The 13069-nt window shown below is 46.8% G+C and carries 11 protein-coding genes; 8 read left to right on the forward strand and 3 right to left on the reverse strand.

Features of this window, described 5'->3' with window-relative positions:
* Nucleotides 1-169 precede the first annotated feature (169 nt).
* The 7 genes from QUF61_RS09730 (at nucleotide 170) to QUF61_RS09760 (ending at nucleotide 9649) form a co-directional block, all read left to right on the forward strand.
* Nucleotides 170-2290: a methyl-accepting chemotaxis protein gene (locus tag QUF61_RS09730; RefSeq protein ID WP_289681481.1), complete on the forward strand. Its 2121-nt coding sequence runs from the start codon at nucleotides 170-172 to the stop codon at nucleotides 2288-2290.
* Nucleotides 2290-2775: a chemotaxis protein CheW gene (locus QUF61_RS09735; protein ID WP_103922615.1), complete on the forward strand. Its 486-nt coding sequence runs from the start codon at nucleotides 2290-2292 to the stop codon at nucleotides 2773-2775. The genes QUF61_RS09730 and QUF61_RS09735 overlap by 1 nt, the downstream gene beginning before the upstream one ends.
* Before the next feature lie 178 nt (nucleotides 2776-2953).
* Nucleotides 2954-4237, forward strand: a complete 1284-nt coding sequence (locus tag QUF61_RS09740; RefSeq protein ID WP_289681482.1) for a CheR family methyltransferase — start codon at nucleotides 2954-2956, stop codon at nucleotides 4235-4237.
* 11 nt (nucleotides 4238-4248) lie between these two features.
* Nucleotides 4249-4941: a chemotaxis protein CheW gene (locus tag QUF61_RS09745; protein ID WP_103922617.1), complete on the forward strand. Its 693-nt coding sequence runs from the start codon at nucleotides 4249-4251 to the stop codon at nucleotides 4939-4941.
* Nucleotides 4938-7823 carry a response regulator gene (locus tag QUF61_RS09750; protein WP_289681483.1) on the forward strand — a complete coding sequence of 962 codons (2886 nt, stop codon included), beginning with the start codon at nucleotides 4938-4940 and terminating at the stop codon, nucleotides 7821-7823. The genes QUF61_RS09745 and QUF61_RS09750 overlap by 4 nt, the downstream gene beginning before the upstream one ends.
* Nucleotide 7824: 1 nt before the next feature.
* Nucleotides 7825-8853 (forward strand): chemotaxis-specific protein-glutamate methyltransferase CheB, encoded by a 1029-nt coding sequence (cheB, locus tag QUF61_RS09755; RefSeq protein ID WP_103922618.1) that lies wholly within the window; start codon nucleotides 7825-7827, stop codon nucleotides 8851-8853.
* An 82-nt stretch (nucleotides 8854-8935) separates the two neighbouring features.
* Nucleotides 8936-9649: a metal-dependent hydrolase gene (locus tag QUF61_RS09760; RefSeq protein ID WP_103922619.1), complete on the forward strand. Its 714-nt coding sequence runs from the start codon at nucleotides 8936-8938 to the stop codon at nucleotides 9647-9649.
* Between the two features lie 167 nt (nucleotides 9650-9816).
* Here the strand turns inward: QUF61_RS09760 and QUF61_RS09765 are convergent, their stop codons facing one another.
* Nucleotides 9817-10854, reverse strand: coding sequence for an Rpn family recombination-promoting nuclease/putative transposase (locus tag QUF61_RS09765; protein WP_289681485.1), 1038 nt, complete (start codon nucleotides 10852-10854; stop codon nucleotides 9817-9819).
* A 184-nt stretch (nucleotides 10855-11038) separates the two neighbouring features.
* Between QUF61_RS09765 and QUF61_RS09770 the strand changes: the two genes are divergently transcribed.
* On the forward strand, nucleotides 11039-11836 hold the full coding sequence (locus QUF61_RS09770) for an enoyl-ACP reductase FabI (protein WP_289681486.1): 798 nt from the start codon (nucleotides 11039-11041) through the stop codon (nucleotides 11834-11836).
* Between the two features lie 195 nt (nucleotides 11837-12031).
* Here QUF61_RS09770 and QUF61_RS09775 read toward each other — a convergent pair whose 3' ends face one another.
* Nucleotides 12032-12259, reverse strand: a complete 228-nt coding sequence (locus QUF61_RS09775) for a YgaP family membrane protein (RefSeq protein WP_177428717.1) — start codon at nucleotides 12257-12259, stop codon at nucleotides 12032-12034.
* A 118-nt stretch (nucleotides 12260-12377) separates the two neighbouring features.
* Nucleotides 12378-13046, reverse strand: coding sequence for a Crp/Fnr family transcriptional regulator (locus QUF61_RS09780; RefSeq protein ID WP_289681487.1), 669 nt, complete (start codon nucleotides 13044-13046; stop codon nucleotides 12378-12380).
* Between the last annotated feature and the right edge of the window lie 23 nt (nucleotides 13047-13069).

Below are 13069 nucleotides of genomic sequence, written 5' to 3' on the forward strand. Positions count from 1 at the left end.
CTTGTTTAACAAAAAAGGCAATCTTGTAAGTAAGCATCCAGTGTAGCGAAATCATGATATCAATTCATGTATTTATTATTTGATCATAGGCTAAATTGCTGACCGCGTGTATACTTTGGGTAAATAATGAAATTCACCATTTCGAGCGTGGTAGCAGGAGAGATTCAAAATGGCAAAAGGCAGAATTTGGTCTTTAAAATTCAGTCATAAATTGTGGTTCAGCAATCTGTTGTTTACAGGTATTGTCGTTTTGCTCATGACGCTGGCGCTGGGTGGCATTCACGAGGATGTAAGTAAAGCCCGTAAGGAATTAGATGGCGTGCGCTGGCTGAATCCACTTTATCATTTTTCTTTTGCCTTATCGCAAAACATACTGCAACCGGGCAAGCAAACCCAAGCTGCGGTTGAGCAAGCGCTGGAAAGCTTGTCCACACAAATGCAGGTCACGCATCTGGCCTTGGATGAAGCACAGCTAAAAGCGGTGGATAAGGCCTATTTCGCCCCTTCCCAGTTACAAGCACAATGGAAAAACCTGAAAACAGGTTTTTCCACTATGGATAGCAACAGTCGCCATCAGGCACTTGATAATTTAATGTCGCAAACGCTCAAATTAATGCGTTATATTGGCAATGTTTCCCATCTGGTTATCGATCCGGATATGGACAGTTATTATCTGATGGATATTAATTTAATGCGTTTGCCGGAAAAACAATATCAATTAGCAAATTGGTTAATGTGGTATCAACAGGAAAATGTACAACCGGCGACCAGTATTGAACAAAAGACCGAAGAAAAAGAACCGGTCACGCAAACCAAACCGGTAGAACCAGAAAAGCAAGCAGAATTGGTTAAGAGCAAACTGACGGAAATCTGGAAAAAGCGTCTGCAAATACATACGCAAATAGATTATTTACAAATGCTGAACAAGCAAATACAGCAAGCACTGATGACAGCTCAGGCTGAAGATGTGGGGTTTTATGGCTTGAACAATCTGTTACAGACGCAATTGCAACCCTTACAGAAAAAACATCAGCAACGGGTCAATGCGTTGATCAGCAGTTTGCAGACCTTTAGCGATGATGTCAGCACCACATTGGATACTAAAGTGCTTATTGAACAAACCCAGGCTGTGCTGAATGCGGGTTTACAGCTTGAGAAAAGTGTCAATACCACCTTAATTGAATTATTGGAAAGTCGCATCAGCCATTATCAAACTAAAGGATTTTGGTTTATTGTGATTAGCATTGTGTTGTGGTTATTTGCCATCGGCCTGACATTTATGATTCAACGCAGCATTCAGTATCGTTTGTCACAGGTTGTGCAGTTGACCCGGCAGATTGCCGATGGTGATCTCACCCATAAATTAAAAGTGTATAACCGCGATGAAGTGGGCGTGGTATTGATTTCCATGCAGGCCATGCTCAACAATTTGAATGTCTTAATTGGCGAAATGCAACGCTCAGGCATTAAAGTGTCTTCATCTTCAACCCAGTTGGCGGCGACCACCAAGCAACATGAATCGGTGATGTCTTCGCAGTTGGACTCCACTCGTCGTATTTTAAAATCGGTGGCGGATATTGCTGATCTGTCCAATCAACTGGCTGGCACCATGCAGCAGGTTGCTAAAACATCTCAGGAAACGGCGGGATTTGCCGGTGATGGACAGGAAGACCTGGCGCGTATGGAAACTGCCATGCGCCAGATGGAAACGGCTTCGCGTTCAATTTCTGACAAACTGGGGGCGATTAACGATAAAGCCAAAAGTATTACCGGCGTTGTCACCACCATTACCAAAGTGGCTGATCAAACCAACTTATTGTCTTTAAATGCCGCGATTGAAGCTGAAAAAGCCGGGGAATACGGGCGCGGTTTCACCGTGGTGGCGAGAGAAATCCGGCGTCTGGCGGATCAAACGGCAGTAGCGACGCTGGATATTGATCGCATGGTCAAAGAAATGCAAAATGCAGTGTCCGCCGGGGTGATGGAAATGGATAAATTTATTGCCGATGTGCGCCATAGCGTCGGTGATGTGGGTAAACTCAGCACCCAGTTAGGACAGATTATTGATCAGGTGCAAACCCTGTCACCCAGCTTTGAAAATGTCAATATTGCCATGCGTAACCAGTCGCATCATACCCAGCAGATCAAAAGTTCGGTATCCACCTTAAAAGATGAAATGCAGCAGACCGTAGAGGTGTTAAACGAATCCTATGCCGCCATCAAGCAGCTTAACGATGCCTCTACCGCGTTGCAAAATGAAGCGCTGAAATTCAAAGTGGTGGATGACTGATGCTGGTGCTGGTGTTTTATCTGGGCGAGACCATGTACTTGATTAAGTACACGGCAGTGCGTGAGATTTCTCCCGTTGTTGTCTTAAACCAAGTGCCGCATACACCGGAATACTTTGCCGGTTTTTTTAATTACCGGGGGCTATTGGTACCCGTGATTGACTTGTGCCATCTGGTACATGGGCAGGCATGTCGTATGCGCCTTAGCAGTCGCATTATTTTAGTGGATTATGTGGACGAGAAACAACAGCCTCAGGTTTTAGGCTTATTGGCAGAAAGGGTGACAGAAGCCGTGCGAAAACCACTGGACGCATTTATCAAGCCGCCACTGAATTTTGATGAAACGCCTTATCTGGGAGAAGTCATCATGGAAGACAAGCAGATGATACAGTGTATTGATCTGGATGCATTGGCAGAAAACTTTCAGTTTTTGCATCAATTACATGACAATCACACGCCATCAGAAACGACTGGTAAACCATCATGAGCGAAGGCGGAACAAGGCACAAGCCGTGCACAAAAACGGCTTGATTCAATAATGACTAGCTATCTAGGAGGCTGTCCTGGAGCACTGCTCTGGGTTATAAGTATTACGCCCCGTTGGGACTGGTTTTGCAGTATCAACAGAAAACGGTATAAACAGATAAACCCAATATATAAACATCATGTTGAATCTCAGCGTTGAAGGTTTTCTGGAACAAGAGATTGGTCTGGATATTAAAAGCGTCGGGCATACCCTGATTTCGCAGGCCGTATTTCGACGTATGCAAGCGTGCCACCTGAATGAAAATGCATATCTGCGTTTATTGCAAAATTCAGATGAAGAACAGGAATTATTAATTGATGCGGTGGTAATACCGGAAACCAGTTTTTTCAGAAATCATAAGGCTTTTGAATTCCTGGCGGAAGTGGTCAGTGAGCGCGCGAAAAAAGGCTTGATTCAACCACTGAAAATACTGTGTATGCCTTGTTCTACCGGAGAAGAGGCATATTCTCTTGCCATGACCTTGTTTACCGCAGGTCTTAGCAGCGATGAGTTTCAGATCGATGCCATTGACATCTGCGAGCCAGTGCTGGCACATGCCCGCACGGCTTGTTACAGCGCATCATCATTTCGCACGAAAGTGGCTAAAGACGCGCAACAGGATTATTTTTCACGCAGTTATATGGAAAATGGGCAGGTGCGTTTCCATGTCCTGCCCAGTGTACAGGCACAGGTGAATTTCAGGCAGGGCAATTTATTGAGCAGCACAATATTAGCGCATGATGAACAATACCCTTTTATTTTTTGCCGCAATTTATTAATTTATTTTACCGCTCATGCCAGAAAACATGCGATTAAAAAACTAGAAAATAGTTTGCAGCAAGATGGCTTACTATTTGTGGGACATGCTGAGCGTAGTTTAATCACTCAGGGTGGTTTTGAGCCAGTTCCGCGCAGTGGGGTTTTTGCCTGTCGTCGCGCATCCTGTACAAGCAAAAGAGCTGCCAAGCCTGGTATGCCCTTGCCCGTTTCACCCGTAAAAATGGCAAGTATGCCTGCTCAAATACACAGTACTGGCATTAGCAGGCAAGCAAAGCCCATTGCCGCGCCAAGCCAGCAAAAAAAAGTGACCCATTGTGGCAACGCCAAACAAACAGATTTACAGTTAGAACAAGCCCAGGTTTATGCCGATCAAGGTGAACTGGGTAAAGCCTTACATTTATGCCTGGATTTTTTGGCCTCGCAACCGACCAGTATTACAGGGCATTTTTTATGTGGCGTGATTTATCAGGCACAGGATATTCATGATTTGGCAGAAAAAAGTTTTCAGCGGGTTTTGTATTTAAACCCTGAGCACCAGGAAGCCTTGCAGCATCTGATATTTCTGGCAGAACAACATCACGCCTATAATGTGGCAGCACAATATCGTAAGCGTTTACAGCGTTTACGACAGAAACAGTCATAAAAGATGATGCTATGAATGATAACAACGACACATTTGCAATCACGGAAATCACCCATTGCTGGAAAGAAATCGGTGTTTGGGGTGATGCAGCACCAACCTGCCCACAATTAAAAGACGTGATTCATTGCCGTAATTGCGAAGTATTCACCCAGGCGGGACGCAATTTGCTGGAACAGGATTTACCTGAGCAATACCGCCAGCAATGGACGCAGGTTTTATCGGTTAAAAAAACCAGCACCCCCGCAAACACCCACTCCTTATTATTGTTTCGGATAGAAGATGAATGGCTGGCATTGCCTTCGCTGTTATTTGTTGAAGTGGTGGAATCGGGCAAACTGCACCGCCTGCCTCATCGTAATAATCCGGTGCTGATAGGTTTGGTTAATGTGCATGGTGAGGTGCAGTTATGCGTGTCGCTGAAGGCATTGCTGGGCATTGCTGATGCGGAGCAACCGCTACAACAGCAACAACAATTAAGTAAACGCATGTTGGTCATCACCCAGAATAATGCACATTGGGTTTTTCCAGTTGATGAGATTCACGGCACCCAGCGCATACACCCTGAACAAATGGGCAATGCCCCGGTTTCCGTCGGTAAGACCGGCGTGGGTTTCAGTCGCGGTATTTTTGCCTGGAATGAGCAGCATGTGGCTTTACTGGATGAAGAGCTGTTGTTTTATAAATTAATCAGGAGTGTGCAATGAGCGAGTCCCCCATTGATAACGCGCCTGATTTAGAACTCAGCCGCCTGTTTCTCAGCGACTTAATCAGTCAGTTGGAAACCCTGAATGCGCAACCAGCAACGCCGCCGGAAAAAGAAACCCTGGAAATCTGGCAACAAACCTTACACGCCATCTGGGGCGGTGCGCGTCTGGCAAATTGCGTGCTGGCAGAAACATTAAGCACCGGACTGCGGGATTGGCTTAAAGCGTTTAAAAGTAATAAGCAGACCTGGCTGCCCCAACACCAGCAGATACTGGAAGCTGGTTTAAGCTGGTTAAATGCACTTGCCGAGCAGCCAGCGGAACAACTGGCAGACTGGTTACAAAGCCAGGTGACGGTGGTGGAAAACCTGAGCCAACAATTGTCCCAGGATTTAAACGTGGCTGCACCTGCCACCACCCCAGCCACCACCCCAGCCACTCTGGTACAATCAGCAACAGCGCAAAACCCGGAAAATGCCACGCCCAAAACAGCCCCCCCGCAACTGCAGCAACAAAACACGGCTAAAACAACGCTCGCTCCCAAAGCCATCAATGCACCCAGCGTGGCTTTACCCAAAGTTGACAGCAGTTTATTAATGCTGTTTCTGAATGAACTGGAAACCCATTCCGATATTTTGAGCGAAGAATTACTGGCACTGGAAACCCATCCGGAATCAGCCGAATTACTGGAAACTCTTATGCGCAGCGCGCACTCCATAAAAGGTGGGGCGCGGGTTATCAATCTGGATAATGTGGTGACATTAGCGCATCACATGGAAGATTGTTTTGTTGCGGCGCAGGAAGATAAAATCCTGTTTACGCCAGAGGCTATAGACTTCTTATTACATAGTGTGGACATGCTCAAACGCATGGGGCAGGCAATTGAAACAAAAGATGCAGCGCAATGGGGGCATGTGCAGGGTGCTTTGGCACCGATGGTGACAGGTTTGCGCCAGATTTGTGCTGGGGAGTTGGTGGCTGCAAGCACCGCACCGGTTACGACTGCTGCACCAGTTACCGCGACTGAAACCACCGAGACTCAACCCCAGGTCACGGCGGTTCCCCAGGTCTTAGCGCAAGCTGAAACAAGCAATAACAATCTACCTGAAAAAACACCCAATCCAACAACATCCGAAGATCGCACGGTACGGGTAACGGCAAAAAAAATTGAGCGTTTGGTGGGGTTTGCCGGAGAAGTGGTCGTCAGTGCCAGTTGGCTGCCCTCTTTTAATGCTGATTTACTGGCACTTAAACGCAGCCATATGGAGATTTCCACGGAGTTGGAACAACTGCAAAATGAACTGATTACGCAACGCGCAGATACCTACCTGATTAAGCAGGCGATACGGATACGGGAAAAAAATAAAGAATGCACCCACTATCTGGGTGAACAATTTAATGCCTTAGACAGCTTTACCAGTAATTTTTCCACCCACGCTGATCGCCTGTACCGCGAAATGATCGGCGTGCGGATGCGGCCCTTTGCTGATGGTGCAAAAGGTTTTCCCCGCATGGTGCGGGATTTAGCGCGTAGTCTGGGTAAAAAAGTCAAATTTGAAATTATTGGCAAATCCACTGAAGTTGATCAGGACATTCAGGAAAAACTGGATGCCCCCTTAAACCATCTGCTGCGCAACGCCCTGGATCATGGTATCGAGAACCCTGAACAACGTCTGGCGGCAGGCAAACCGGAAGTAGCGAAGCTCACTTTGGAAGCCAGCCACCGCTCCGGTATGTTAATGCTCAGCCTGAGTGATGATGGTTGCGGTATTAACCCCACCACGTTGAAACAGAAAATTCTGGATAAGGGGCTGGCAGGAGAAGAAATCATCCGCAACCTGACAGAATCTGAGTTATTGGACTTTTTATTTCTGCCAGGATTTTCCACCAGTCAGAATGTAACGGAAATTTCTGGACGTGGGGTTGGCCTGGATGTGGTACACAGCATGGTGCATGAGGTTGGTGGCGTGGTACGTGCTGAAAACCATCCCGGACACGGTTTGAAATTTCATCTGGAACTGCCTCTGACCTTATCCGTCATCCGTACCTTTCTGGTGGAAATCGCTGGCGAGCCTTATGCCTTTCCCCTGGCGCGCATTGAACGCTGCCTGAATCTCAAATATGAAGATATTGAATTGGTGGAAGATCGCCAATACTTCCGTTTTAATGACAATAATATCGCGCTGGTGAATATTCATGATATTTTAGAACTGGATACGCCGCCTGCACATAAAGAAGCGGAAATCAGTGTGGTCGTGGTCAGTGATCGTTTTAGCGCTTATGGGCTGGCGGTGGATCGTTTTATTGGCGAATATGATCTGGTGGTGCGACCGCTGGATCCCCGCTTGGGCACTATGCAGGATATCAGTGCGGTTTCGATTATGCTCGATGGCACCCCGGTGTTGATTTTTGATGTGGAAGATTTGGTACATTCCATTGATAAGCTGCTGCGCCAGCGCCGCCTGCGGCAAATCAGCAAAGTTGAAGATCAAGATTTCAACCTGCGCCGCAAACATATTTTAGTGGTGGATGACTCGATTACAGTACGTGAAACTGAACGCAAGCTGTTGGAAAACCAGGGCTATCGCGTTGATGTTGCCGTTGATGGCATGGACGGTTGGAATGCAGTGCGCAGCGATAATTATGACCTGGTGGTGTCTGATGTGGATATGCCGCGCTTAAATGGCATTGAACTGGTCAACCGCATTCGCCAGACGGAAAGTCTTGCGCGTCTGCCAGTGATTATTGTATCTTACAAAGACAGTGAGAAACACCGGATGCAAGGCATGGAAGCCGGTGCAAATTATTATTTAACCAAAAGCAGTTTTGAGGATGACTCTTTTCTGGGCGCAGTTATCGACCTGATTGGCGAGACGGTGTAAAATGATGCGTATAGGAATTATCAAGCATCAGCGCACTGACATCTTATGCCGTTTGATTCAACGCTTGCAGACTTATGAAATTGCCTGGGTTGCCAAAAGCGCTGAATCCGGGCTTGCGCACTGCCAACAAGATCCCCCCGATCTCATTTTGATGGAACTGGATATGCCAGAGATGAATGGCGTAGAAATGACCCGGCACATCATGGCCCACACCCCGTGTCAGATTTTATTAATGACGCCGGATGCCGAACGCGCTGCCAGTAAAGTGTTTGAAGCCATGCGCCTGGGTGCAAAGGATGTAGTTTCCTGTCATAACGACTATTCCTGCGAATACCAACTCCTGCAAAAAAAATTACGTATTTTATCGCATCTACAAGGTACTGAAAAAGGACAAAGCCCGGCACCCACCAGAAATGCTCATGCTACATCAGTACGGCAGCGCAGTGTGCCTGTTGAAAAAGTGCCTCTGGTGCTGATCGGCTCTTCCACGGGGGGGCCGCAAGCCCTGGCAGAAATTTTGAAAAAATTACCGGAAAATTTTCATGCCGCCGTTATTATTATTCAACACCTGGAACAAAGTTTTTCCACAAACCTCATCGACTGGTTGAAAAAACAATGTTTAATGCCGGTGGAAAGCGCAGTCGCCAATACAGCACCCCGGCGGGGACGGGTCTACCTCGCGGCAGGCAATAACAAACATCTGATTGTTAATGAGAAGGCGCGTTTTGCTTATACCAGTGAGCCGCTCGCCTTGCATTACCGCCCCTCGGTTGATATTTTTTTTAACAGCATCGCGCAATATGGGCCGGATAGCGGCATTGCCGTATTATTGACGGGGATGGGGCGTGATGGCGCGGCAGGTTTGTCCACCCTGCAAAAAAAAGGCTGGTATACCATCGCCCAGGATCAAGCCAGCAGCGTGGTTTACGGTATGCCCAAAGCGGCTAAAGACTTAGGCGCGGCAATGAAAATCCTACCGTTGGAACAAATTGCCAGTACCCTGGTACAATTTTCCCGGAAAATAATCTGAGTTTGGCGCAGGCTCAATCAGTGCTGATAGTACTGAAAACGGTCTTCATTTCATGTTAACTATTAATAAATGATCTTGAGCTATGGCAAATTTTAAAATGCATTTAGGGGTTGCTGCCATTGGCAGTGGCATGGTGGCAACCTTATGCCTGGGCGCGGGACTGGCTTCAGTGCAGGAAGTGGCGATACTCTCTCTGCTGGGTACCATTGGTGGTTTATTACCGGATATTGATCTGGATCATTCAACGCCCACGCGCCTGATGTTTACCGCGCTGGGGCTGTTGCTGGCTTTTCTGGCAATGTTTTTTAAAGCTGCTCATTATTCCGTGTTGGAACTATGGCTGGTGTGGGGCGCAACCTATCTGGCGGTACGTTATCTAGCCTGGCGCATGTTCAGTGATTTGACTTCGCACCGGGGTATTTTTCACTCCCTGGCTGCGGCCTTGTTTTTTTGTTTTCTCGGCACGGCTATCGCCTATCACCAATTTGACGCACCGCGCCTCACTGCCTGGTTGGTTGGTTTTTTCCTGTTACTGGGTTATATCATCCACCTGGCTTTGGATGAAATCTACAGCGTAGATTTTGAAAACCGGCGTTTGAAGCGTTCTTTTGGCACCGCATTAAAGCTGATTGACTCGCGTCATCTCAACAACTCAGGCATGATGCTTGGGTTTGTACTGCTGCTATTTTTCATGACCCCAGATTTTTCTCCCGTAACAGATGCTTTGAGCAATGCTAACACCTGGCAGCAACTGGGTAGTCATCTACTGCCACAGGGTACATGGTTTGCACTTTGACTGAGTGGGTAAAATGTTGTATTCATTTCGTGTACGCCAGGCTATAACGATACAATCGCACTTTTAGACATAAAGCAGGTGCATAGCAAGCTATATAACTGTTTTCACAACACAGAAAATGGAAAAAAAGACCAGCCAAGTTTCTGAAGTTATAAAATTCTTGTTCCTTAATGCAGGGAATAATCGCCCAGTGCCTCTTGTAAGGAATGCGCAGTCAGTAAACGATGGCCACATTTTTCCAAAGCTTCACTATCCAAACTGTAAATATGTTTCTGCACCTGTTCATTCAGTGAGCCAAATTTAAGTTCCAATAATTTGATGAGCAAGTTTGCTTCACCGCGTACTTCACCCCGCACCTCGCCACGCGCCTCACCACGCGCTTCACCACGCGCTTCACCACGCGCTTCACCACGCGCCTCTGCTTCCCGATACCAGCCTTGCACCGTGTCATATAACATATCATTCATCTCCTGTAACTCAATTACTTCAGGTAATGGCGTGTTTGGAATCCGGGCGGGAATTAACACCCGCCGCAACCAGACGGTAAAATCGCGCTTCAGCCCGGCCTGTTCCGGTTCTTTCAGCCAGTCAATCAATAATGCTAAAACACAGCGCAGGTTTTCAATCACCGCTTGTTTATCTTTACCATTGCGGCTGTTCTCCAGACGAAACAGCGCTGCGACCAGATTGTGCATGGTGCGTAATTGAACTTCCGGGAAATCACCTTCGTCCAATATTAGCGCGTGCATATGCGGCAGATATTTTTCCAAATCTTCAGGCACCTGGGCAATCAAATCACGAATATCCGCTGGCGTGTTCCAGCGTTTGTCGCCGTTATAAATGACGACAGGCAATACCGGTGGCAGCTTGTCCCCTGCTTTATACTGCCTGGAATCAATGAGATGCTGATATAACAAGCCGACATAAACCAACAAACGCACCGGCATGAAATTATCTGGCGTGGACTGAAATTCCAGGAGCAGAAAAACATATAAGTCAGCTTTGCCCCAACGTGCTTTCCAGATAATATCGTCATGCCGCGCCCGTAAATCATCGCTGATAAAACTGTCCTTGACAGTTTCCAGCGTCGTAAAATCCAGTTCATCCACCCAGTTTTCATGGATAAAGCCTCGCAATAAGTCTTCCACCATGCGGGGGTGAGAAAATAATCTTTTATAACTGGGATCATGTTCAGGCATATGCATAAGTCTAGCATATCTCTTTGTAAAAGCGGGTATTGGGTCATTGTGATTTTGAGTCTTTGTTTCACATTAAAACGGATACGCGCCTGATTTTACGTATGATCAGTAAAACCGGCAATTTTTTATACCGTCTTGAAGCATGTTATGATGGCGTAATTTTAATTAAACAGATTAAAGGAAAATCAGTATGGGATTTTTAGCGGGAAAAAAAGCTTTAATTGTTGGCGTTGCCAGTAGTCGTTCTATTGCCTGGGGCGTGGCGCAGGCGATGCATCGCGAAGGCGCGGAGCTGGCATTTACCTGTCAGGGTGAAAAGCTGCAAGCGCGCGTTGAGAAACTGGTTAAAGTCTGTGATTCTGATATTGTGCTGCCTTGCGATGTCAGTAAAGATGAAGACATTGAAGCGGTTTTCACCGAGCTTGGAAAATCCTGGGACGGGCTGGATATTATTGTGCATTCCGTGGCGTTTACACCAAAAGAATCCTTAAGCGGTGATTTTGTTGACGTAACCAGCCGGGAAGCATTTAATATTGCCCATGAAATCAGTTCTTACAGCTTTACCGCTTTGGCGCGCGCCGGACGGGAAATGATGAAAGGCCGTCAGGGTTCTTTGATTACCATGAGTTATCTGGGGGCTGAGCGGGCGATGCCGAATTATAATGTCATGGGTTTGGCAAAGGCGAGCCTGGAAGCCAATGTACGCTATATGGCTTATAGCATGGGGCCGGAAGGACATCGGGTGAATGCAATTTCTGCCGGGCCGATTCGCACCTTGGCAGCAGCGGGAATTGGAGATTTTCGCAAGATGTTAAATCATGTGGAAAAAGCCGCGCCCTTGCGGCGTAATGTGACCATTGATGAGGTGGGTAATACAGCAGCTTTCCTGTCTTCCGACCTGTCTTCCGGTATTACCGGCGAAGTGTTATATGTGGACAGTGGTTATCACATGATCGGTATGGAGCCGTTTCCAGACGAAGCTAAGTAGTTGGGTTTGCTTTATTAAAAAAACTTCCACACGATTTTGAAGGTTCGTTTGCCGGGAATGCCGTCTTCCAGACGGCAAACCGCAGTTACAGCGGCATTGCCGCTGTGCTGTCAGAATATCAGCATCCCCGGGAAGCTGATAGAATGTTGGCGTTTCCAGCAGATAAAGAGTGAGGATGAAAATCTATTGCTGAGATTATGAGTGCTCGGAAGCTTTACTGCCGCTCAGTGGTGCACCCAGCAGAGGGGCAAATAAGCAGATATTAAAAATTCCGGTCAGCATTGGTAATGCGCCGATAGCAGCGAGCATCATGCCATTATTGCCGCCAACGCCCAACAGACCCCAGGCGATCAGCCCGCCGCCAGCCAATATACGAATGATACGTCCCGCAGGAGAAGCCATAAAACTAAGCAGTGAATTCATGATTATTTCCTCTTTAAGAATAAATGAATGTTTAGCTTATCGAAGAAGCACATGATTGAATGTAACTTTAGTCACATTAGCTTAAAAAAATGCCCACCTTTTAAAAAAGAATCCAAGTTTACTTATCTGTTACCACACGACTTAAACCTTTCGTATCCAATAAGGTAATCGAACCGCGCCCCGTGCGTACATAAGACTTTGCAACAAAATTTTGCAACAAACGGGCGATGACTTCGCGACTGGTGCCTAAATGCTGCGCCAATTGCTGTTGGGTAATGTTTAATGTGCCTGATGAAGAAGCCCGCACCAATAAAAAATTGGCTAAGCGTTCTTTATGTCGCAGCCCATGCACCTGGTCAAGTTCTTCCATTAATCTGAAAACGAGTATGGACAGGCTATGTACGGTTAAATCCTGCACTGAAGACTCGTGCTTGAATAATTCACGGTAAAGTGCAACGGGAATCATTGCGACTTCGGTATCTTGTTCGGTTGCCACCCAGGCAGGATAGAGTAAATTATTAAACAGGCAATTCAATGAAAACACGCAGATTTCACCCGGTTCAATCCAGGTCAGGGTGGCTTCATTGCCATTTGCGGAAATGGAATACACCCGTAAGCGCCCATTTAACACCATATAGGCACCTGATACCCGTTGCCCTTTATGTAAAATGATCTCAGTTGCCGCGCAAGCGTTGTATTTTGCCCCTTGCAGCAATGATTCACGTCCTGCCTGACTTAAATCCGTGTAGAAAGGCAGATGGGTTAAGGTTTTTTGAACAGACATCATGAGCCTCTTTTCTTAATGTACCG

Source organism: Candidatus Venteria ishoeyi, from assembly GCF_030378065.1.
Taxonomy (GTDB): domain Bacteria; phylum Pseudomonadota; class Gammaproteobacteria; order Beggiatoales; family Beggiatoaceae; genus Venteria; species Venteria ishoeyi.